The following is a 24,024-nucleotide window of genomic DNA, read 5'->3' on the forward strand; positions in this document are numbered from 1 at the left end:
TTCTTGGAATTGGTTCTGTTCGAGCGCTTTATCGCGGCGCGCGCCGTTGCGCTGCATCGCGCAATTGCGCGCTGAAACCCTTGGCTCGCGGTTTTTCCTGTTGTTTTTCAACATGGGCCGGACTGTGCGTCAGGTCGGCCGGGTCGAGGACGAACAACGATGGATCGCTCAACAGCCCGTCGGCACTCAAGGCGGTACGGCCCTGCCGCCCCTGAACCCACAACTGATCCAGTTCACTTTCCAGACGGCTGCTGCGCACGGCTTGTGAGACGAATTGCCCTGGCACCAGACCCAGACCATTGCCCACCGATTCACTGGTGAACTCACCGACGGCTGCCAGGCGCAGATTGCTGCCATCGACGCCCCACGCCGACAGCTCGGAGATTTCGGCCGCACGCTCGACCACTGGCGTGACGAAGATCGCCGGTTGCGGATCGGGGATGAGGAAGTTGCGATTGAGGGTGTTCGGGTCACGCTCGAAATTGTCGCCGCCCGGCGCCGGAATAAACGGTGTGGCGATGTCGAGAGTGATAGCCAGTTCGGCCTGATCGCTGGCACCGTTACGGTCATTGATTGTGTAGGTGAACACGTCGCGCAGAATTTGCCCCAGGCCCGCGGCGGCAAGGACTGCCGGGTTGTTCTGGTCGATGGTGTAGGTGTAGCTGCCGTCGGCGTTCAGCACCAGCGTGCCGTACAGACCGATGATCGGCTGGCCGATGACACCGGACGTACCGCTATTCGCCTCGGCGCCGGTGCGAATACCGACCACGACGAGGCCGTCGTTGTTATCGACATCGCCATCGTTGGGCAGCACGTTGCCGGTGGTTTGCGGGGCAGGGGACTGGTCGCTGGCGAACCCGCTGTCGTTCTGCGCGACCGGGGCGTCGTTGGCGCCCTGAATCACCACGGTCAGGCGCGCATCCGCAGTCGCGCCGGCAGTATCGACCATGCGGTAGGTAAAGGTTTCGCTAAGGGTTTCACCGGCAGTGCGCAAGGCCTGCACCACGGGATTGTTGTTGTCGATGACGTAGGTGTAGCTGCCATCGGCGTTGAGGGTCAGTTGCCCATAGAGCCCGATCAGCACTTGCCCGGCGCCGGTGGACTGGCCGGCCTGATTGCTCACGCTTTGCACCTGTTTGCTTTCGCCATTGGCCACGCTGTCGACGTCAGTGTCGTTGTCCAGCACATTGCCCGTGGCGTTGCTGCCCGGCGTGCCGTTGTTGACGCCACCGGCCTCGACTGCCGTGGCGCTGTCATCGACGGCAACCGGCGTATCGTTGCGGCCATCGACGGTGATGCGCAGCTCGGCAGTGCTGGTGTCGCCCCAGCGGTCGACGATGGTGTAGGTGAACACTTCGTTGAGCGTCTGGCCGCTCTGGCGCAAGGCCTGGACGGCAGCGAGATTGTTATCGACGGTGTAGCTGTAGCTGCCGTCGGCGTTGATCAGCAGGTCACCATACAACCCGCGCAGTGAAGTGCCTACGCTGCCCACCGTGCCGATGTCAGTGACGGTGCCGGTGTGAATGCCGATCACCGACAGCGGGTCGCTTTCGGCATCGGTGTCGTTGCTCAGGACATTGCCGCCGGGGTTGATGCCGGGTTGATTGTTGTTGCTGCCGCCAGCCTCAACCGCTGTCGCGGTATCGGTATTGGCCACCGGTGCCGAGTTGCGCCCGCGAATGATGATGTGGATCTCCGCCAGATCGGTCTGGCCGCCACGGTCGCTGACCTGGTAGGTGAAAGGCTCGTTGAGAAATTGCAGCGGCCCCAACGCCAGTACCGCCGGATTGTTCGAGTCGAGGTTGTAGGTGTAGCTGCCGTCAGCGCCGATGATCAATTGCCCGTAGAGGCCGTTGATCAGCGCGCCGTTGCTGTTGTCGGTGCCGGCGGTAACGCCGTTGAGGCCGCCGCCAGCGTCTTCGGTGCCAAAGCGGATGCCGGTGACGGTTTTGCTGTCGCCCTGATCGACGTCGGTGTCATTGGGCAACACGTTACCGCTCGGGTTGACGCCATTGCCTTTGCCGTTATCGGCCACGGCCACGGCGGTATCGTTGGCGGCCACCGGGGCATCCCAGGCGCCGTCGATGCGAATGCTCAACTGCGCGGTGTCGGTGGCACCGGCAATGTCGCGCATGCGGTAGGTGAAGGTTTCCACCAGTGAGTCGCCAACTTTCAAGGCCTGCACGGCGGCCAGATTGTTATTGATCACGTAGCTGTAAGTGCCGTCGGCATTGATTGTCAGTGTGCCGTACAAACCGTTGAAGGTTTGCGCGACGCCAACGTTGGTGAAGGTGCCGCCCGCCGCTTCACTGCCGGTGCGGATGCCGGTGAGCACTTTGGCGTCGTTGGCATCGACATCGTTGTCGTTGCTCAGCACATTGCCGCCGGGATTCACCCCAGGCGTACCGTTGAACGTGCCGCCAGCCTCGACGGCCACGGCACTGTCATCACTCGCCAGCGGATTGTCGTTGGCCCCGCGAATGGTCAGGGTCAGCGTTGCGGTACTGGTAGCGCCGGCCAGGTCGCGGATCTGATAAGTGAAGGTTTCCGTCAGGGTGTCGGCATTGGTGCGCAAGGCCTGGACCTGCGGGTTGAGGTTATCGACCAGATAGCTGTAGCTGCCATCGGCGTTCAGGGTCAACCGACCGTAAGTGCCATTGAAGGCGCTGCCGATCAGGCCGACCGAAGAGCCTTGATTGACGCCGATCACACTCAGCACTTCACCGTTGCCATCGACATCGCTGTCATTGCTCAGCACATTGCCGCTCGGATTGCTGCCCGGCGTGGCGTTGTTCAGGCCACCGGCCTCGACAGCGGTGTTGCTGTCGTTCTGCGCGATTGGCGTGTCGTTGCGCCCCTGAATACTGATGTTCAGCGTCGCGCGATCAGTGGCGCCGGCCGCGTCGATGACCTCGTAGCTGAACGCATCGAGTAGCGTGTTACCAACGCGCAATGCCTGCACCGCCGCCATGCTGTTGTCGAGGCGATAGCTGTAGCTGCCGTCGGCGTTCAGGGTCAGCCAGCCATAAGTGCCGCGCAGTTCCGTGCCCAATGTGCCGGCCGTGCCGCTGGCCGCCTCTGGGCCGGTGCGCACCGAGGACACGGCGCGGATTTCGCCATAGTCGTAATTGGGCAGATCGCCGGGGACTTCGCCGCCATCGACATCAGTGTCGTTATCCAGCACGTTGCCGCTCGGGTCTTGTCCGGGCTGGCTGTTGTTGAGGCCACCGGCCTCGATGGCCACACCGGCATCATCATTGGCAATCGGGTTATCGTTCTGCCCGCGAATCAACACGATGATTTCCGCCGTGTCGGTTTGCGGGGTCGCGCCAACGCCATCGCTGACGGTGTAGGTGAAACGTTCCGAGAGCAGATCGGCGCTACGGCGCAGGGCCTGCACGTCGGGGTTGCTGTTGTCGACTTCGTAGACGTAGCTGCCATCGGGGAAAATCGTCAGCGTGCCGTACAGCCCGGCAATCACCGTACCGCCGAGATTGACCGCGATGGGTGTGCCTGGATCCGCGGCCGCGCCGGACTTGATCAGCGTCACCGTCAGTGGGTCGCCATCGGGATCGGTGTCGTTGACCGTGACGTCGCCCGAAGGGTTGACGCCCGGCGTCAGGTTGTTGATCCCGCCCGCTTCGGTAGCGACGGCGATGACGTTTTGCGCCACGGGTGGATCGTTGACGCCGTGGACGGTAATCACCAGTTGCGCGGTGTCGGTCAGGCCTGTGGTGTCGGTCACGCGGTAGGTGAAGAACTCGGTCAATGTCTGCCCTGGCGCCAAGGCCTGGACCGCCGCATTGGTACTGTCGACGTCATAGAAGAACGAGCCATCGGCGCCGATGCGCAAGGTGCCGTAAAGGCCTGCAACCAAGGTTCCATTGGCTGAGGTGGTGCCGGTGGCGACGCCGCTGAGCACGTCGACGGCCGGGTTGTAGGTGGCTTCGCTTTTGTTGATCACGCCATTGACCAGCAACTGGCTGCTCGGTTGGTCATTGGCATCGACATCCTGATCGACGCCATTGCCACCCGGTTGAGTGATCGGCCCCGGACGGCTGGGGAACTGAATCACGTTGCCACTCGGATTGCTTTCTGAAGCCGTGCCGTTGGTTGACGCGGCTTGCGCAGAGGCGGCGTCATCGCTGGCCACCGGGTTGTCGTTGGCGCCCTGGATGACGATACGCAATTGCGCGACATCGTCCAGCCCGCCGGTATCGGTCAGCCGATAGCTGAAGAACTCGACCAGTTGTTGCCCGGCACTCAGGCGCTGAACCGTGGCGTTGCTGTTGTTGACCACGTAGCTGTAAGTGCCGTCGGGGTTGATGGTCAAGGTGCCATAGAGCCCGGCAATCGCCGTGGCGCCACTGACGGCGGTGAAATTGCCGGAGCCAGCCTCGGCTACCGGGCGGATGCCGGTCACCGTGCGGGTTTCGCCGTTGGCCGCGCTGTCGACGTCCAGATCATTGCTCAACACGTTGCCCCTGGCGTCACTGCCCGGTGTGCCGTTGTTGACGCCGCCGGCCTCGATGGCCACGCCGTCGTCGTCGATGCCTTGCGGCGTGTCGTTGGCGCCCTGAATGGTCACGCTCAATGTAGCGGTCGAGGTTTCACCGGCGAGGTCAGCGAGCACGTAATTGAAGTCGTCGCGCAAGGTCTGGCCTAACAGGCGCAGGGCCTGCACGGCGGCGTTGTTGTTATCGACGACATATTGGTAGGAACCGTTGCTGCCAATCACCAATTGGCCGTAAAGACCATTGATTACCGTCACGCCGAGCACCGGCGTCTGAATGCCGGCACCCGGGCCGACCGACACCACGTGCAGTTGATCGGCGTTGGTGGCGATGTCGACGTCGGTGTCGTTGCTCAGCACATTGCCGCGCGGGTCGATACCGGCCGAGCCATTGTTGTTGCCACCGGCTTCAACGGCCGTGGCGCTGTCGTTGACCCCGACCGGGTTGTCATTAACGGCGGCGAGGATGATTTGCAGGGTGTCGGTGTCGGTCAGCGCATCGGCTGCGGTGCCGGGAATCCCATCGCCGTCGGCATCGCCGTAGTTGCCCCGGTCATTGCTGAGCACGGTGAGGGTGTCGGTGCCGTTGAAGTTGGCATTGCCCAGATATTGCAGGCTGGCCAGCGCGGTGTTGATGTCGGCGAGGTTGCCGGTCAGGGTCATGCTCGCGGTGTTGGCGCCGCTGACGGTGACGCCGGGCACGGTCGCGCCGAGGAACAGTGTGCCGTGGGTGACCGTGAGAATTACGCTGATCGCCCGGTCGTTGACGTTCGGATCGCGGTCGGCATCGATATCGGTAACGCTGATTCCGCCGATATTCAGCACCACGTCTTCGAGGCCGTTTTGCGTGCCGGGGAGGGTGTTGACCGGGGCGTCGTTCTGCTCGACATAACCGGCGTTGGCGCTTTGCGTGTCGGCATCGCCCAAGGTGATGGTGATCTGGCCGAGGGTGCCGGCATCGCTGTCGACGCGCACGCGCAAATCACCCAGTGGTTGCGGATAGCTGACCAGCCCGGCCGGCACATCGATGCGGAACACGCCGAGCGGCAACACGCCAAAATGGTACTGGCCGTTGGCGTCGGTGACGGTAGTGAATTGCAGGTTATCCGCTGCGGTTTCCAGCAGGCCGTCGGCACCGGCCCAGGTCAGAGTCACGGTTTGTCCGCCCAGGCCCGCGCCGTCCGGAGTGGTGCTGGCGGTCGGGCTGGCGGTGTCGTTCCACAAGGTGCCGGTGATCACACCGAGGCCGGCGTTGTCGCGCAAAATATACTGGTTGGGGCCGACGGCGCTGCCATCGCGTTCGCCGGTGGTGGTGCCATCGACGCCGACGCTGTTGCCGCCCCAACTGGTGAAGTCTTCCGGCAGGCTGCTCCAGGTCAGTGTCGCGTTGCTGCTGGCGACAATGCTCGAGTTGGGCAGGTCGACCGAGTAGCGCACCTGAATCTGCGCGCCGACATCCAGTTGATCGAAATTGACGCTCAAACCGCCGCTGCTGCTGAAACTGATGCCCGCGGGCAGATTGCCCGGGCCGTAACTCACGCCGTTGATGCTGACGCTGAGAAACGTGTAATTACTGCCGCCAGCAAAGCCGTCGCTGACGCGCGCATCGAACGCCGGCAAACCGCCGTTCTGGGTGAAACTCAGCTGCACTGTGGCATTGCCGGTGCTGCCGCTCGGGTTCGGATTGAACGTGACAATTTGCTTGTCGAGGCCGCTGAAGCTTGGCTCGACCACGCGTTCGAACACCGTGTCACTGACGGCGCGCCCGGCACCGTTGACGATTTCCCGTGCTGTCACGGCCAATTGCGCGCCGGCGATGTTGGCGGCGATGTTGGTGACGCGCACATTGAATTCGATGGAGATGCCTTCGAGGTCATCGTCGTTGCCATTGCCGTTAACCACGTTACCGAGGTTGAACGTCACCACCTGGCTGCCGTCGGGATTGGTGACGATGGTCAAACGGCTCGGATCGAACACGCCTTGTGGCGCCAGACCGGATAGATCGGCGGTGATCGGCAGCGCTTCCGGGCTGTTTTCGTTGCCGTCGATATTCAAGGTGCCGCCGACGATCAGGTTGGCGTCGCTGGTCAGTCCGCCATTGGAAATGAACGCGATGCGCAAGGCATTGATCAGCGCATCCGGCGAGATGAACTGCAAGCCGTTGGCGAGGGTGATTTGCACCTGATAGTTGGGGTTGTTGCCTTCGGGCACCAGCACTACCACGCGATAGCGGATCACTTCCCCGACCGTCACTTGCTCGACGACGGCGTTCGTCGGGTTCGGCGCCGCGGTGTCCGGCAAACCGCCGACGCGGGAAATTTCGATCGCCTGGGCCACCGGAATCAGCAAGGTCGAGAGGTTGCGGTAGTCGTTGAGCGTGCCGCCATTGAGCGTGCCGTCGACACCTGTTCGCTCACCGGCATTGCCGCCGTCGAGGCTGGTCCATTGCACGCTGGCGACGTTGGCGATGTTTGATAGTGCGGCGGCGCTGGCGTTGACGATGCCACTCAGTTGCAAAACGATGCTGCCGCCCTTGGCGATGTCGATGTTGGCCCCCGTGGCCGTGCGCAACTGCCCGCCGACGATTTCGAAGGCAACGCCGCCATTGTTGGTGGCACCGTTCTGATACAGCACGCCGACCAGCGTGACGTTGCTGAGTTGGGTCGGCAGGGTGTCGAGGAAACTGATGTCGAACGCACTGAAATCGGTGCTGCCATTGCCGTTAGTGATGGTGATATTGAAAGTCACCGTGTCGCCCTGGTCATAGCCGCCCAGGCCCGAGGTGGACGTGATCACCTGATTGACCTGCAGGGTCGGTTCGCGCACGGTCACGGTCGGCTGGCCACCCGAAAGGGTGACGGTGCGATCCACGGCGACGGCGCCGTTCGGTGTGTCACTGTCCGGATCGCTGAAAATCAGTTGCGCATTGTTTTGCAGTGAAACGTTGGCCTGGTTGCCGATGACGTTGTTGGCCACCAGTTGCAGGCGAATCACGAAGGTATTGTTGCCGGTCTGGTTGTCCGCCGACACGCTGGAAACGCTGAACGTCCAGCGCCCGTCCACGCCATCGCCGCCCAACGCGCCGCCAATCCCGGCGAAACCACTGACCAGTACGCTGCCGGCGAAATCGGCGCCGAGTGCGCCACTGCCGGCGCGGGTGGTGATGATCTGGTAACCGAGGCCACCGTTGAAACTGGTGTCCAGGCGCATGCCCGGTGGAATCAGGTCTTCGATACGCAGGTTTTGCGTGGTGCCTTCGGGCAGGGTGATGACGATGTCGTAGCGCATGCTTTCGCCGATCACCAGATCGCTGCCGGTGGTGTGCGCGGCACTGGAGTCGCCGGCGTCGAGCGTGCCGTCGGCGAAGACTTTGCTGATCACCGGGGCGGCAATTTGCTGGTTAGCCAAATCGGTGAGGTCGGTCGGGGTGAAGTCGGTGCCGCCATTGACGCTGGCGTAGTTGCTCAGAGTCGCGGTGGATTGCAGGCTGCGGCTGGCCTCGATGGTGGCGCTGACGACCACGTCATAGCTGATCACCACGACGTTGGCGCCGCTGGTATCGGCCGCCGTGCCGCTGCGCCCGGCCAACAGACTGGCCTGGCCACCGGCGTCGAGAAAGTTGATCTGATTGCCGCTGACGCTGTAGTCGGTGCCCAACACCAGCAAGGTGCCGTCGCCGCGATAAATCTGCAGATTGGCCGCCGCCAGACTGCCGCCGACAAAACTCAAACCCGAGGGCAGCGTGATGCTGGTGCTGACGTCAAACGCGCCGCCGCCACCGCTGTTTTCGATCGCCGTGACCAGGCGCAAGCGGTCGGCACCGTCGATGTTGCTGATGTTGCCATCGACCGCAGACAAATCGGTGACGCTGCCGTTGAACGGCACGCCGGTGCTGCCCGGTGGGTTCCAGCTACCGCTGGTGCCGGTGACCGTGCCGTTCGAGCCGGAGACCACGCCATGTTTGATGTTGAGTACCGGCTCGGCGACGGAAACGATCGCGACCACGTCGGAAGAAATCAATGTGCGGTCGGTGAGGGTGGTCTGCTGGCTCGATTGCGCGAGCACGTCCAGCGAGCGCTGATCGGCAAACGGCTGATCGCCGACTTTGACGGTGAAGCGAATGACGATGCGACTGCCGGTGGTGGTATTGGTGGCAAAACTGCCGAAGTCGAATACCACCGAGTTGCCGTTGGCGCTGATCACACTGACCACACCGCCGGCGTTGGTATTGCCCGGGCCAAGTTCCCACTGGCCGATGTCACTGCCCGAACCCCAGGTAATCCCGGTGACATTGAACAGCGGCAACGGCAGATAAGCCGTCAGTTTGAATTGCTCGTAGTCGCCGGTGACCAGGTCGTAACTCAGTTCGAAGGTCACTTCATCGCCGGGGCGCAGTTCGCCGTTGCCTGGTGGCGCGCCATTATTGACCTCGACCAGACTGATATCGACGTTGCTGGTGGGGATCACACTGGTGGTCGCGGAACCGTCGGTTTCACTCTCGCCGGTGAGGTTGAACTGATCGACCAGCAGCGTGCCGTCTACCGTCGCGGTGTTGCCCAGTTCGTCGCCTTCGTTGATGTCCGGTTGCGGATTGCCTGATGGTGGTTTGTAGGTCTGGCCAACGATGGCTGAGTAACTGAGAACCGCGACCACCGCGCCTTGCAAGGTGTCGTCAAAGGCCAGATCGCCGTTGAGCCAGCCACGAATATTGCCGAACGCGTTACGCAGCGACTGCGCAATGTCGAACACCATTGAGGTCGTGCCGTCGGCGTTGTTAACCACACTGGTGACCAGGGTGATGGTCTGCGCAACACCGTTGATGGTCACGGTGAGCGTCGGTGTGCCGCTCAATGTCTGGCCGTCGCTGAGCTGATCGCGAATCACCAGCTGGCCTTCGTTGAAGAAATCCTTACCGAAGGCAAAGTAATCGGAAATCGCCAGATTGAGCGTGTACTGCAACGTGTCGCCGGGGCTGATACCGGTGTGGCCGATGTCGTTCTGCATCGTCGCGGTTTTCAGCAGGGTGATGGACTTGGCGATGAACTGAGTGCCTTGCCCGGTGCCGCTGAAATCGATGGTGGTGTTCGGTGCGGTAAGGTCACGTGGATCAAGCGGCACCCACTGTCCCGAAGCCGTTGGCGGGCCGAGGGTGACGGTGACGGCATCGCCGGTCACCGGGTTGATTACCGGCTGACCATTGGCGTCGGCTTCCGGCACGTAGAAGGCGACCACGGTATCGGTCTTGCCGGTGAGACTGTCGTAGGTGACGGTGAACGAATTGATGTAGACGTCGTTGGCCGCAATCAACACGGCGATTTGTGCGGCATTGGTGACCACGGTGCCGTCGTGCAGAGTGATCGAGGTGACCCGGCCGCCGGGACCGGGGGTGATTGCGTTGACCTGGATGTTGTCGGGCAGCGGCTGGGTGATGACCACGTTGGTCAGCGTCTGCCCAGGTGCCGGTGTCGCCGACAAGGTCAGCGTGCGTACATAGTTGGGGCCGGTAGCGGTTTCTCCCTCGGGGGTATTGATGGTTTCGCTGACCGTAATCACCGTCGGGTGCACGACAAACGCTGCGGTGCCGGCCTGAATCAGGCTTGGGTCGTTGGTCGGGTTGTCCAGCGCATCATTGCCGAATTCGAAGCCGCCACTGGCGCGAATGGTCAGGTCAGGCGTGCCATTGGAGAACGCCGTATCGGCCAGGTTGCTCAGGCTGGCGGTGATCTGCACGCCAATCACCGGTTGCTGATTGGTGACGCTGGCGAAGGGCAACTCGATGACCACCAGTTTGTCGCCAGCGCGCATGCCGTAGGTGGCGGCGTTGATGATCAGGAAGTTGCCGTTGGCGTCTTTCGCCAGCGGGTGCGTAGCGTCGCCGTTGGCATCGAACGTCACCACGTGGCTGATCAGGTTTTGCCCCAGGTAGGTGGCGGAAATGAAATTGACGCCGTCATCGCCATCCTTGCCGGTCGCCGGCATCGCCAGGTTGATGAACGGCGCATAACCCACCTGGGTCGAGGTGTTGCTGAAATTCACGGTAAAGGTGAAGCGGTCGCCGAGCAGCACATCGCTGCCGCCGGTGGCCACCGTGGCTGTCGGCGCCGCGTCGGCGAGCAGGCCGTCGAAATGCGCCATGGCAAGGCCGCTGATGGCGATGTTTTTATCGATGTCGCCGACGCGGGTTTCCAGCGTCCAGTCGCCGCCGGCCTTGCTGCTGCCGGTGTCATTACTCGAAGCGCCGACATCGGCGCCGGTCCAGCGCGCGAGTTCGCTGACCAGGGTTTGCCCGGCCGCACCGGCACCGACATCGCAGCCATACAGCTGGATATCTGCGCCTTGGGTGAGATTGCTGCGCCATTGTTCGAGGGTTTTGCCCAGCGAGTCGATGTTGTCCGAGCTGACCGTGCGATTGCCCAGGGTGAATTGCCCGGCGGCGCCGTGGGACATGATCTGAATCGAATCGACCTTGCCCAGTTGCGCGAGCGCCGCAGAGATCGCCGCGAGGCCATCTTCGCCGACATTCACCACAATCGCAGTGACATTGCCCGGCAACTGCGCGACGAGTTGATCGCGGTTTTCGATGCGACTGTCGATCACCAGCAGGCTGCGCGCGGCCGACGGCGCTTGCTCGGTGGCGGCGCGGCCTTCGGTTGGTGTCGCGTGAGGGACTTGTGCCTCGACCGCAGCAGGCGGCGCGGCGGGGTCACTGTGATGCTGCTCGACAGTCGCCGAAGCGGCGGCGCCGTCGAACAGAATTCTGGGTTCCAGTGACAGTGACTGACGCTGCGGGCGCAAATGTGCCGCAGAAAAACCACCTCGTGAACCTTGCATGATCGGCCCTCGTACTGCGCGCAGAATCCTTCCGGTGAGTGCCGACGCCAGGCGACGGACAAATTCAGCGTAGGAGGTTTCTTACGGTTTGCCACCGAATGGGCCGCAGTTTCAGATGCTTGGAGACGCGCGGCGCCGCAGCCTTTGGCTATCACTGTGACGGGGGATTTGTACGAATTGGCGCACAGCAACACTGGCGTCTAGGCTGGTCAGTCAGTCGCCCGTCCGGGCGCAACGCCCACGCAGGGACAGGAGCGCAACCGATGAAAGCCCCAGTCAGTGTTTTCTGCCTGATGTTCACGTTGGTTCTCGCGCCGGGAGCCTACGCCGAAGACCCACCCGCAGCGGCTGCGCAGCCCACGACCAGCGCGGCGGACGACACGCCGCTGGTCAATCCGCAAGTGATCGACAAACTCATCGATATGGGCAATTACCTGCGCAGCCTGGCGAAATTCCAGGTCGATGCCGAAGTGTCGCGCGACACGGTTCTGGAGTCTGGTCAGAAGATCAAGACCGAGTCGTTCAATACGTTGAAAGTGGTTGGCCACGATCGCCTGTATGCGAAAAGTGAAGGCGATGTGCGCACCCGCGAATTTTTCTACAACGGCAAGAAGCTCACTCAGTACTCGCCATACCTGAAGTACTACACCACCGTCGATGCGCCGGCCAATGTCGCGGAAACCCTGCATATGGTCGAGAACTTCTACGGTGTGCAAGTACCGATGGAGGATCTGTTTCTGTTTGGCAGCGATCAGGCGCAGATTGATGCCTTGAAGGCTGCGCTCTATGTCGGACCGTCAATTATCAAGGGCCAGCTCTGCGACCATTTGGCGTTTCGCCAGGAGGGCATCGACTGGCAATTGTGGCTGACCCGTTCGGACAAGCCCTTGCCGTGCAAACTGGTGATCACCACCACCGACGAAAAGAGTTCTCCCGAGTACAGCGCGGTGTATCAGTGGAACCTCAAGCCAACCATCCCGGACACGCTCTTCACCTTCAAACCGGCCAAGGGCGATGTCGCGATTGCGTTGAAAAAAGCCAGTGGTCAGGGAGGGCAGTGACATGAACAAGTCGATGTCGTGGAGTCTGCTGTTATCGCTGGCCACCGCCACCTTCCTGACTGCCGGGCTGATCGCCGAAGCCGACGCCAGGCCGCAGCGCGCGCAGGGCCATGCCCGCGCCAACGTCAACCGCGCACCCGCGCCCAACGCGCAGCGGGCACAACGCATCAATGCGCCGCAACGGACCAGTCACGTCAACGCCGGAAACCGTGCCAATGCGGGAAATCGGGTAAACGCCGGCAATCAGTTCAATTCCGGCAACCGCGTAAATGCCGGCAACAATGTCGGTAACCGCACCTACGTCAACAACAGCAATCGCAACGTCAACCGCAACGTCAATATCGATAACCATCGCGACGTCGACATCGATGTCGACGGGCATGGTCGCTATGGTTACGACGATCACTATCACCCGATAGCGACTGCGGCGGCGGTGACGGCAACGGTGGCGGTTACCGCAGCTGTCGTCGGTTCGATCATGACCCCGGCGCAAATGCCCAGCAGCTGTGTGCAGGTAATCCGCTACAACGTCGCCTACATGCAATGCGGCTCGACCTGGTACCAGCCGCAGTATCAGGGCAGCGATGTGACGTATGTGGTGGTCAACGCGCCTTGATCAGGCTTTCGGCACCCAGGGTTGCATCAGCGCGAGCATGCCACGGCCGCCACGGCGCAACCCGGTGGCCAGGGTCAGCCACGACAGATCGGTGACGATGACATGGGCGGCCGGCACCAGCCGCACTTCACCGGCGGTGCCGCCGGCGGGCCCACCGTCGGGCATGAAAATCGTCAGCCAGTCATCCACGCTTTCGACGATCAGGCACAGGCGAAAGCCTTCGCCCTCGGCGATCATGCCGACCTTCGAACCATCCTCGTTTTCCAACCCGGCAAACCGCGCGGTGGTGTCCTTGAACAACTGATAACCGGGCAGGTTGCTCAGCAGCTTGTTTTCGGTGGCTTCCAGCGCCCGTGCTGCCGCCGAGGTGCGCGCGAGCAATCCGGCGAGAAAACACAGGACGATCAGGCCCAGCAAGGTGGCAACCGTCACCAGCGTGACGCCGGCGACATCGAAGCCCTTGAACATTGGCAAGAGCTTCTCGACCGGCCCGCGCAGCAGGTGGAGGGCTTTTTCGATCAGCACCACAATCAGCATCAGCGGCAGGATAAACAACAGCCCGCCGATGACGGTGGTCTTGATGAACTTGAACATGACGGCTCCTTGAGTGACGGGCGATCCGCACTCAAGGCTAGCTGAAAAAAAAGTCGAGCCGCACGACTGGCTGCCGATGGCCGCTGTACAGAGGCCACCGGTACCGGGTTTCAGTTGATCCGCGGATGCTGCTGCACCAACTCCTTGCGCTTGGCTTCGAGCGCGGCGATCTCGGCGTCGATGTCTTCGATTTTCTGTTCGATGTTGTCGTGGTGTTCTTGCAGCAGTTCCTTGGCTTCTTCCAGATCGGAAGCTGCCGGGGCGGCGCCACGCAGCGGTTTGTTGGCGGTTTCCTTCATGGTCACGCCGGTGACCAGGCCGACCACGGCGATGACCATCAGGTAATACGCCGGCATGTAGAGATCGTTGGTGCTTTCGACCAGCCAGGCGACGATGGTCGGGGTCAGGCCAGCGATCAATACCGAAACGTTGAAAGCCGCCGCCAGCGCGCTGTAGCGGATGTGCGTGGGGAACATTGCCGGCAGGGTCGACGCCATGACGCCGATGAAGAAGTTCAGCAACACCGCCAGCATCAGCAGACCGGCGAAGATCAAGCCGATCTTGCCACTGTTAATCAGCATGAACGCCGGAATCGCCAAAATGAACAAGCCGATGCTGCCGACGACGATGAAAGGTTTGCGGCCGATCTTGTCGCTGATGAAACCGATCGCTGGCTGCACGAACAGCATGCCGACCATGATCGCGATGATGATAAGCACGCCACGGTTTTCACTGTAATGCAGGTTGTGCGACAGGTAGCTCGGCATGTACGTCAGCAGCATGTAGTAGGTGACGTTGGTCACCGCCACCACGCCGATGCAGGTCATCAGGCTTCGCCAGTGTTTGGTCGCGACCTCCTTGAACGACACTTTCGGGCCACGCGCGAGGCCTTCGCGGTCACCCTCCTCGAGCTTTTCAACGTGCTGCTGGAAAGCGGGAGTTTCTTCGAGGGCGTGACGCAGGTAGAGGCCGATCATGCCAAGGGGCAGGGCGAGGAAGAACGGCAGGCGCCAGCCCCATTCTTCGAACTTGGCTTCGCCCAGCGTCGTCGAGATCAGCACCACGACCCCGGCACCGAGGACGAAGCCGGCGATCGAGCCGAAGTCCAGCCAACTGCCGAGGAAACCACGTTTGCGATCCGGCGCATATTCGGCGACGAAGATCGACGCACCGGTGTACTCACCGCCCACCGAGAAACCCTGGGCCATTTTTGCCAGCAACAACAGGATCGGCGCCCAGATGCCAATCGAGGCATAAGACGGAATCAGGCCGATGGCGAAGGTGCTCAGCGACATGATGACGATGGTTGCAGCGAGGACTTTCTGCCGTCCGTACTTGTCGCCCAGGGCGCCGAAGAACAAGCCGCCCAAAGGCCGGATCAGGAAGGGCACCGAGAACGTCGCGAGCGCGGCGATCATCTGGGTGCCGGGATCGGCGCCGGGGAAGAACACTTTGCCGAGTACATAGGCGACGAAGCCGTAAACACCAAAGTCGAACCATTCCATGGCGTTGCCCAGAGCGGCGGCGGTGATCGCCTTGCGCATCTTGGCATCGTCGACAATGGTGATGTCGTTCAGGCCGATTGGCTTGACGGTTTTCTTGCGTGATTTCATCCGGGTCTTCTCTTTGCTGATCCATCTTGCCGCGTAGATGCCATCGATTTGATGGCGCGTGCTCTTTGGCTCAGATACATGAGGACACGAAATAATTCACTACCTAGCGCATTTTTCCCCAATCACCCCAAAATCTCCCCGTAGGAGCTGCCGCAGGCTGCGATCTTTTGATCTTGGGACGCGGAGCGTCCCGGGCTGCATTCCCACGCAGAGCGTGGGAACGATCAACGCAGAGCGTGGGAGCGATCAACGTCGTCTGTGCGCGGGCTTTACTGCGCCAACCACTCCAACGCAATCCCGACTCTGGACGTCTGCCGGCGATCCGTCGGCTGAACTGCAGTCTGGCCATCCATCTGCCGACGATAACCATTCGGGCTGACCCCCAGATGCTTTTGAAACGCCCGACGCATGCGCTCTTCGCGGCCAAAACCAACGGTTTCGGCAATGCGCTTGATCGGCTCATGGGTGCTTTTCAGCAGTCGACCCGCCGCCTCCAGCCGCACGTGCTCGACCGCTTGCGCGGGTGTCTGCCCAGTGGCAGCAACATACGCACGGGCGAAGTGGCGCGGGCTCATGCCGAATTGCTCGGCCAGCCGTTCGACGCGCAAATCACCCTTCAGGTTAGCGGCAATCCATGCATGCAGACGGGCCAGACGTACGTCTGGGTCGGTGCGCAAGGCGTTGGATTGCGCGTTGAGTGAAGCGCTCAGTTGCGGATGTTCCGCGCCACGCCACAAAAATACGGTGAAATACCGCGCCAATGTCAGCGCTGCTTGCGCGCCGAGGTCCTGTTCCACCAAGCCAAGAGCGAGGTCGATGCCCGCGGTGGCGCCGCCGCACGTCCACAGATTGTCGTCGTGCAGGTACAACGCATCGGTCTGACAGCGCACCGCCGGGTAGCGCGCCTGTAGTTCAGCGGCGAATTTCCAGTGCGTCACCACTTGCCGACCATCGAGCAACCCGGCGGCGGCCAGGGCGAACGTGCCGGTGCCGATCGAGCACAGCCGGCGGATCTGCGCCGAGCGAACGCGCAGCCAGTCACAGGCCTGTTGATCGGCCTCCAGCGCGGCCATGCCCGGACCGCCCGCAACGATCAGGGTGTCGATCACCGGGGCGAGCTGGTCGATCTGCTCAAGCGAGCACGTCGACACCGTAATCCCCGAGATCGACATGACCGCGCCACCCTGCGGCGACGCCATCAGCAACCGATAGGGCGGCTGGCTGCTGAAGTGGCCGCCCAACACGCGCGGTATCGCCGCGAAGACTTCCAGCGGCCCGGCCGCATTGAGTAACAACAGGTCATCGAAGGCCAACACCACGACGGTGCGCAACGGTTGCGGCGCGATGTCCGCCATGGCAGCAAAGGAGGGGTGTTTGGCATGGAGCGGCACGGCGGGCCTCGACATACTGAATTCACTGCAAAAAACGAGGGCACGACAATGCCGGTAAAACCTCTAGCTGCCAAGTATTCGCTGACCCGCCACGTCGCCCTGTACCTGAACGCGCTGGCTGCTACCGCTGAGACCACGCTGACGTTACAGGTCGAGCAAATCTTCGACGACCGCTTCAACAAGCTGCTGCCGAACAACCCGTAACCCACTCAGTTCACCTTGCCGCGTTGCAGGCGGCGGGGATTTTCACGCCTGGAGAAAAGTCATGCCTAATCTCGAAACCACCACCCTCAAGCGGCGCAAAACCGGTCTGATCGCTGTCGATCATGCCCGCAGTGCCGGCGGTTACACGCTATTCGCCCCGCAAACGGCGGACGGCAATGTGTTCCTGATCGACCTCGACGGCGAAGTCGTGCACCGCTGGAAACTGCCGCAACGTCCCGGTCGTGACGCGGTGATTCTGGCCAACGGCAACCTAGGCTACAACGGCAACCATCCCGATTCGCCGGACCTGTTCCCGGGCTGGTCGGTGTGGCACGGCGGTGCTTTCAGCGAAGTTACCCCCGAGGGCGAAGTGGTCTGGCAGCACACCGATCTGCTCCATCACCACGATGCGCAGTGGCTGGATAACGGACATCTGCTCTACACCACGGCCGAGCCGTTGAGCGCAGAGCTGGCCAAACGCGTGGTCGGCGGGATTCCCGGCAGCGAGGCGCCAGGCGGGGTGATTTATGCCGACGTGGTCAAGGAGATAGATCGTCAAGGCAATGTGGTCTGGCAGTGGCGCAGCTGGGAGCACCTGCGACCTGAAGACTATCCGCTGCACTCGGCCTTCGAACGGCATCACTGGCCAATGACCAATGCGGTCACGCCGGGCCGCGACGGCAAGGTGATCCTCAGCCTGCGCAGCGTGTCTTCGGTGATTGCCGTGCAACGTGGCAGCGGTGAAGTGTTGTGGCGTCTGGGCCACGATCTGGTGGCCCAGCAACATTGCCCAAGCGAACTGGAAAACGGCAACGTGCTGGTCTTCGACAACGGCATCTTCCGTCCGCACGTGAGCATGCCGCACTCGCGCATCGTCGAAATCAACCCGCACACGCAACGCATCGAATGGCAATACGCTGACACCCCTGGCTATGCGTTTTTCACCCCGTTCATGGGCGGTGCACAGCGTTTGCACAACGGCAACACGCTGATCACCGAAGCCAATTTCGGTCGACTGTTCGAAGTGACGCCTGCCGGCGAGGTGGTGTGGGAATACGTCAATCCGCACTTCGCGACCTATCCCGATGCCGCCTCCCGACGTTATCTGCCGGGCGAGAACAACGCGATCTTCCGTGCCCACCGTTATCAGCGCGCAGACCTTGCATGGCTGCGTGACTGACGACGCCGCGAACGCTGGGCATGACCGCGCGCTACGATTTTTGAGCGGGCGACGCTATAAGTTGCCGACGCCACCGTCGACCAACAGCTCGCTGCCCACCACGTACGTCGATTCGTCCGAGGCCAGGTAAACCGCAGCTTTCGCCAGTTCCCACGGGGTGCCCATCCGGCCGATGGGCACCAATTGGCGGATTCGTTCACGCAACGCATCCTGCTCGGCGGCGGGCAAGCCAAGCTTGTCCAGCGCCGCCGTTTCAGTAGGGCCGGGGCTGAGTCCGTTGACGCGGATGCCGCGCCCGATCAGCTCGCCGGAAAGCGTCCGCGCCAAGGACAACAGACCCGCCTTGCTCGCGGCATAGGCGTTGCTCTGGGCGAGTCCGATTCTGGCGGCGACCGAACCACAGAGAATCACCGACGATGGATTCGCCAGCAACGGCAGCAGTGCCTTGATCAGGAAGAACGGGCCTTTGAGATTGGTCTGCATGAGCTGATCCCAGCTCGCTTCGTCCCAGTCCTCGATCGAGCGGTGCGTGACGTCACCGGCGTTGATGAACAACACGTCCAGCCGCGACCACTGTTCGCCAATCTGTCGGGCCAATGCCAACTGGCCTGCGACATCACCGGCATCGCTGCGAATGGCGAGGATACGTTCGCCGAATTCTTCCCTGACGGCCGCCAGGGCTTCTTCGCTGCGTCCGGTGACCGCAACGGTTGCACCTTCCTCGAGGAACTGGCGCGCGGTTTCCAGGCCAATGCCCGCCGTGCCGCCGGTGATCAACGCGAATTTGTTTTTCAGTCTCGACATGTGCTGCATCCCTGTAATGAGCTGGAGAGGCCATTCTCAGAGCGTTAGTATCCTTTGACCAGTAGGCACCTTTTGCATACCAAGGCACGGATGTGATCCTCATGAACAAACAATCAGCACTGCAAACTGCGATACCGAGCTGTCCGATGGTGGACTTCGTCAGCCTGATCTCCGGCAAGTGGGCGATTCCGATTCTTTATCGGTTGATCGTGCTCGATTGCCCGGTGCGTTTCAGTGAATTGCAGCGCGCCGTCGCGCCGATTACCCAGAAAGAACTGACCCGGCAACTGCGCCTGTTCGAACAGCGCGGGCTGGTGACGCGCACGGTGTACGCCCAGGTGCCACCGCGCGTGGAGTACCGGATCACGGCGCTGGGCCAGACACTGCGCGAGACATTGGACTCCTTGGCGCAGTGGATGCGCGTGAATGCCGATCAACTGCGAGATCCCGTGGTTCGCAGCGTCTGAGGCTTTTTCATATGCACGGTCAGGTGGGTTGCTCGCGTGAAATTTATTCTGTAGATTTTCATGAAATTATAAAAAGATAATTTCACGAGGTCGCGAATGTTTCAGCAATCCACGCAGCACGTCGACAGCTATTACGCCCACAGTTGCGCCGATATCCTGTGCACCCGACCTGCGCTGGAAGGCGAACAACAGACTGACGTTGTGATCATCGGCGCAGGCTTCAGTGGCCTGCACACAGCGTTGCGCCTGGCGCTGGCCGGTAAACGCGTGACCTTGTTGGAGGCCAGTCGGGTGGCGTGGGCTGCCTCGGGGCGCAATGGCGGGCAGGCGATTCTCGGCTGGTCGTGCGACATGCCGCCGCTGGAAGCTGCACTGGGTCATGAACGGGCCAGGCGCCTGTGGGATGGCATGCGCTGGGCTGCCGAGGAATTGCGGGCGTTGCCGGCGCGCCATGATTTCGATTGTGATTATCGTCCCGGCCATTTGTGGACGTCGGTCATGCCGCGTCGGGTCAGCCTGCTGCGCGAATGGCAACACGAGGCCAGCCACAAATGGGGCCACGACGCCTTGCAGTTCATCCCTCGTGAAGAGCTGCCGGCGTGGGTCGCCAGTGATCGTTATCAGGCCGGGCTGTACGACCCGGAAGGTGCGCACCTTAATCCTTTGAAACTGGCCCTCGGCCTCACCGCCGCCATCGAGCGTGCCGGCGGCCAGATTCATGAACAAAGCAAAGCGCTCAATTATCAGGAGGAGGGCAGTGGTTTTCGGGTCAACACCGAGCGTGGTTCGGTTCGCGCCGATGTGCTGATCCTCGCCTGCAACGCTTATCTGGATGAACTCGATCCGCAACTGTCCAGCTGCATCTTGCCGGTGGGCACTTATCAAGTCGCCACGGCGCCACTGACAGCCGAACAAGCCTGCACATTGCTGCCGAGTAACGTCTGCGTGACCGACAACCAGTTCGTCCTCGATTACTTCCGGCGTACCCCCGATCACCGTCTGTTGTTCGGCGGCGGCTGCACCTATCTCGGCGGTATGCCCAAGGATATCGCGGCGGCGACCCGGCCATTTCTGCAACGCGTTTTCCCGCAACTGAAAGGCGTCGACGTTGAATTCGCCTGGGGCGGGCACATCGATCTGACCCTCAAACGCACGCCTGATGTCGGACGCGAGGGCAACCGGTACTGGCTGCAAGGTTATTCCGGCCACGGCGTGTTGCCGACGCTGGCCGCCGCCCGCGCGGTATCTGATGCGATTCTCGGCGACGCCGACGAGTTGGCGTTGTACCAAGGCCTGAGCAACGGCCGTTTCCCCGGCGGCAAACACTTCGCGGCGCCGCTGGAAGCCATCGGCAAAGCCTGGTATCGACTGCGCGACAGCGTCTGATGAGACATTTTGCGGAGCCTTTTCTGGAACCCCGACCATGAACAAGCAAGAAGAAATTGCCGCGCTGGCGATCCTCATCCACGACCTGCGCAAACACAAGAAGTGCACCCTTAAGGAACTGGCCGACAGGATCGGGCGCTCGGTGGGTTTTCTCTCGCAAGTCGAGCGCGGCCTGTCACGGCCAACCGTCGCCGACCTGACCGCGATCAGCGAAACCTTTGGCGTGCCGACCACCTACTTCTACAGCCTGCCCAAGCCCAAAGAGTTGCCGTGGGTGACGCGCCCGGACGAGCGCCGCACGTTGTATTACGCCAACGGCATTACCGACATTCTGGTGTCGCCACAGATGCGCGCCTCGTTCTCGATGCTCGAAAGTCATCTGGAAGCAGGCGCCAGCAGTGGCGACCGGCATTTGACGGACAGCTCGGAGCAGGGCGGTTACGTGCTCGAAGGCGAGCTGACGCTGTGGCTCGGCGATGACCCGGAACCGACCACGCTGAAGGCCGGCGACAGCTTTCAGTTCGACAGCCACACCCGTTGCCGCTACGGCAATCTCACCGAACAGCTCACGCGAGTGCTGTGGGTCTACACCTGAGAACAATAAAGGATGAACACGATGGACGCTGTCTGCGCCGACCTGCTGGCTGAAGTGCGTGCGTTTCGCCAACAACACCCTGAAGTGCGTTATGTCGAGCTGATTTCCCTGGACATCCCCGGGCATTTTTACGGCAAGCGCTATCCCGTCGACATGCTCGAAAAAGTCGCGGCGGGCAGTGCACTCAAATTGCCGCAGAACTGCGTGTTGCTGGGCGTGCAGGGCGGGCTGTTCAAGATTGGCGATTACTGCTTCAACGACGGCGATCCGGATGCGCTGCGGCGGTTGGTGCCGGGCACATTGAAACCGGTGACCTGGGAAGCGCAGCCGCTGGGACAGATGTTGATCACCTCGGACGGCACCGAAAAGCCGATTGAATTCGAACCGCGTGAAGTCCTCGCGCAGGTGCTGAACCGGCTGGCACGCAAAGGCATTCATCCGGTGGTGGCGTTTGAGCTGGAGTTTTATCTGTTCGATAAAAAGCTGCGCGACGGTCTGCCGCAATTCCCCCGTGACGAACTGAGCGACGACGCTGATGATCAGCCGAACATGCACATTGAACGCCTGTCGCGGTTTGCCCCGGTGCTGGATGACATGGTCGAGGCGACGCGGGCGCAAGGCATCGATGCCACGGTGATCACTGCGGAGCTTGGGCCGGGTCAGTTCGAAATCAATTTCGGCCACCTCGATGACGGTTTGCGTGCGGCCGATTGGTCGGCGTTGTTCTGCCGCAGTACGCGCGGGGTTGCCCTCAAACACGGCTATCGCGCCAGTTTCATGGCCAAACCTTATTTGCAGCACCCGGGCAGCGGCATGCATGTGCATGTCAGCCTGTACGACGCGGCGGGCAATAATCTGCTCGCGGCGAATCAGCAACAGCCGTTGCGCCATGCCGTGGCGGGGTGCCTGGAATTGTTGCCGCACAGCATGCCGATCTTCGCCCCGAACCAGAACGCCATGCGCCGTTTGGGCGGCACGGTCAATACGGCGACCCAGGCGAGTTGGGGCTTTGAGGATCGCGATGCCTGCTTGCGCATTCCTGAATCGGACGCGAAGAACCTGCGCATCGAATATCGCCTCGCCGGAGCGGATGCCAATCCGTATCTGGTGCTGGCAGCGATTCTGGTGGGCATGGAACATGGGCTGCAAGCACGCAAAGAGCCGATTGCGCCGCTGAATGAGGATCGCAGCAGCGGCATTGATTTCCCCAAGGAGATGTTTGAAGCCGTGCGCGCAATGCAGCATCAGCCGCAGTTGCGTGAAGGCTTGGGTGCCGAGTTTGTCGATGTCTATTGCGAGAACAAACGCCAGGATCATCAGGCGTTCATGCAGGAGATCAATGCGCGGGAGTATCGGTGGTATTTGTGATTGATCTTGTAATATCTTGAAACATTCGACCGAAGGCAGGGGTCAACAGAGTTCATCCCCTGCCAGAAGTCCCCATGAAAACACCTCGTCCCTCCGCACGCCTGGAAACCCTTTCGCAACTGCGAAACTTCAAGATGGCGAGGTCGGCTCATGCTTATGTTCGGGGCAGCACCGTGCAGTTTTATGAATGGCTGCACAGCCAGCCCGGCCGGCGCCTGCCGCACGGACCGGCGGTGTGGATCTGCGGCGATTGTCACGCCGGTAACCTCGGCCCCACTGGCGATTTGAAAGGGCGGATCGACATCCATATTCGTGACCTTGATCAGACTGTCATCGGTAACCCCGCACACGATCTCGTCAGGCTGGCGTTGTCACTGGCCACGGCAGCGCGAGGCTCCGATCTGCCCGGTGTGGCTACCGCACGCATGCTCGAAGAAATGATGCGCGGCTACGAGCAGGCCTTTGTCGACGATGTCGATAAAGAACCGCCGCGCCCGGCGCAAGTGAAGGCGGGCATGCGCAACGCCGTGCAACGCACCTGGAAGCATCTGGCGCAGGAACGCATCGAGAACACCAAACCGACGATTCCCTTGGGCAAACACTTCTGGTCCCTTTCGCGCGCAGAACGTGCGGCGCTGAAGACCCTGTGCTCGACCGATGAAATCCATGGTTTGGTGACTGCATTGAAGGGACGGTCGAAGGATGACCGCGTCAAATTGCTCGACTCGGCGTATTGGGTCAAAGGCTGCAGCTCTTTGGGTTTGAACCGTTACGCGGTGCTTTTGGGCGTGGGCGACGACGATGATCAGGACTTCTGCCTGCTCGATATCAAGGAAGCAGTGGCCGCTGCTGCACCGCGTGCGGCCAGAGCGCGGATGCCGCGGGACAACGGTAAACGGGTGGTCGAAGGGGCGCGGTTTCTATCGCCGGGATTGGGTAACCGGATGATTGCGACACGGGTGCTCGACCATGGTTTTTTTATCCGCGAATTGCTGCCGCAAGACATGAAGCTGGAACTCGATCAGTTGAGCCAACGCGATGCCATGCTGGCGGCGGGTTATCTGGCGCGAGTGGTCGGGATCGCCCATGCGCGGCAAATGGACCTGGCGACGCGGGCTTCATGGATGCGCGATCTGCAGGCGTGCCGTTCAAAGACCCTCGATGCGCCGTCGTGGTTATGGTCGAGCGTTGTGCAGTTGGTCGGAAGTCACGAGAAAGGCTATCTGGAGCATTGCCGCCGGTATGCACTGCAACACTGAACCCAGTGAAACCACTGAAACCACTGAAACCCTTGAAACCCTTGAAACCCTTGAAATCCCTGAAATCCCTGAAACAACTGAAATCCCTGAAACAACTGAAATCCTGAAATCCTGAAATCCCTGTAGGAGCTGCCGAAGGCTG

Annotated in this window: 14 protein-coding genes; 9 read left to right on the top strand and 5 right to left on the bottom strand. The window is 61.5% G+C overall.

The annotated features are described in order from the left end of the window. Positions 1 to 28: 28 nt before the first annotated feature. Positions 29 to 11,344, bottom strand: coding sequence for a VCBS domain-containing protein (locus tag C2E19_RS15430; RefSeq protein WP_129393832.1), 11,316 nt, complete (start codon positions 11,342 to 11,344; stop codon positions 29 to 31). A 263-nt stretch (positions 11,345 to 11,607) separates the two neighbouring features. On the opposite strand from C2E19_RS15430, the gene C2E19_RS15435 reads away from it, so the two are divergent. Together C2E19_RS15435 and C2E19_RS15440 are read left to right on the top strand one after the other, a co-directional pair. Next, the gene (locus C2E19_RS15435; RefSeq protein WP_129393834.1) at positions 11,608 to 12,405 is read left to right on the top strand and encodes a DUF2092 domain-containing protein; all 798 of its coding nucleotides are present in this window, start codon (positions 11,608 to 11,610) and stop codon (positions 12,403 to 12,405) included. A 1-nt stretch (position 12,406) separates the two neighbouring features. Further along, entirely contained in the window at positions 12,407 to 13,021 is a 615-nt protein-coding gene (locus C2E19_RS15440; protein WP_129393836.1) for a hypothetical protein, read from the top strand. Here C2E19_RS15440 and C2E19_RS15445 read toward each other — a convergent pair whose 3' ends face one another. The 3 genes from C2E19_RS15445 to C2E19_RS15455 all read right to left on the bottom strand — a co-directional run bounded on the left by C2E19_RS15445 (position 13,022) and on the right by C2E19_RS15455 (position 16,634). Continuing rightward, a complete protein-coding gene (locus C2E19_RS15445; protein WP_129393838.1) occupies positions 13,022 to 13,615 on the bottom strand; it encodes a hypothetical protein in 594 nt (197 codons plus the stop codon). Positions 13,616 to 13,725: 110 nt separating this feature from the next. Next, a complete protein-coding gene (gene proP / locus C2E19_RS15450; protein ID WP_129393840.1) occupies positions 13,726 to 15,228 on the bottom strand; it encodes a glycine betaine/L-proline transporter ProP in 1,503 nt (500 codons plus the stop codon). A 269-nt stretch (positions 15,229 to 15,497) separates the two neighbouring features. Continuing rightward, complete coding sequence (locus tag C2E19_RS15455; protein ID WP_256661205.1) at positions 15,498 to 16,634, bottom strand: GlxA family transcriptional regulator; 1,137 nt, start codon at positions 16,632 to 16,634, stop codon at positions 15,498 to 15,500. Positions 16,635 to 16,667: 33 nt separating this feature from the next. On the opposite strand from C2E19_RS15455, the gene C2E19_RS29005 reads away from it, so the two are divergent. Both C2E19_RS29005 and C2E19_RS15460 read left to right on the top strand, forming a co-directional pair. After that, a complete protein-coding gene (locus C2E19_RS29005; protein WP_164979433.1) occupies positions 16,668 to 16,823 on the top strand; it encodes a hypothetical protein in 156 nt (51 codons plus the stop codon). 61 nt (positions 16,824 to 16,884) lie between these two features. Beyond that, on the top strand, positions 16,885 to 18,003 hold the full coding sequence (locus tag C2E19_RS15460) for an aryl-sulfate sulfotransferase (RefSeq protein ID WP_129393842.1): 1,119 nt from the start codon (positions 16,885 to 16,887) through the stop codon (positions 18,001 to 18,003). Positions 18,004 to 18,057: 54 nt separating this feature from the next. Here the strand turns inward: C2E19_RS15460 and C2E19_RS15465 are convergent, their stop codons facing one another. Beyond that, a complete protein-coding gene (locus C2E19_RS15465; protein WP_129393844.1) occupies positions 18,058 to 18,807 on the bottom strand; it encodes an SDR family oxidoreductase in 750 nt (249 codons plus the stop codon). A 101-nt stretch (positions 18,808 to 18,908) separates the two neighbouring features. Between C2E19_RS15465 and C2E19_RS15470 the strand changes: the two genes are divergently transcribed. From C2E19_RS15470 to C2E19_RS15490, 5 genes are all read left to right on the top strand, one after another. Further along, positions 18,909 to 19,274, top strand: coding sequence for a helix-turn-helix domain-containing protein (locus tag C2E19_RS15470; protein WP_129393846.1), 366 nt, complete (start codon positions 18,909 to 18,911; stop codon positions 19,272 to 19,274). A 96-nt stretch (positions 19,275 to 19,370) separates the two neighbouring features. Then, positions 19,371 to 20,660 carry an FAD-binding oxidoreductase gene (locus C2E19_RS15475; RefSeq protein ID WP_129393849.1) on the top strand — a complete coding sequence of 430 codons (1,290 nt, stop codon included), beginning with the start codon at positions 19,371 to 19,373 and terminating at the stop codon, positions 20,658 to 20,660. A gap of 37 nt (positions 20,661 to 20,697) precedes the next feature. After that, a complete protein-coding gene (locus C2E19_RS15480) occupies positions 20,698 to 21,255 on the top strand; it encodes a helix-turn-helix domain-containing protein (protein WP_129393851.1) in 558 nt (185 codons plus the stop codon). 21 nt (positions 21,256 to 21,276) lie between these two features. Next, positions 21,277 to 22,623 (top strand): glutamine synthetase family protein, encoded by a 1,347-nt coding sequence (locus C2E19_RS15485; protein WP_129393853.1) that lies wholly within the window; start codon positions 21,277 to 21,279, stop codon positions 22,621 to 22,623. Positions 22,624 to 22,697: 74 nt separating this feature from the next. Continuing rightward, complete coding sequence (locus C2E19_RS15490) at positions 22,698 to 23,882, top strand: DUF2252 family protein (RefSeq protein ID WP_129393855.1); 1,185 nt, start codon at positions 22,698 to 22,700, stop codon at positions 23,880 to 23,882. Positions 23,883 to 24,024: the final 142 nt, after the last annotated feature.

The organism is Pseudomonas sp. DTU12.3, assembly GCF_004124275.1.
Lineage (GTDB): Bacteria > Pseudomonadota > Gammaproteobacteria > Pseudomonadales > Pseudomonadaceae > Aquipseudomonas > Aquipseudomonas helmanticensis.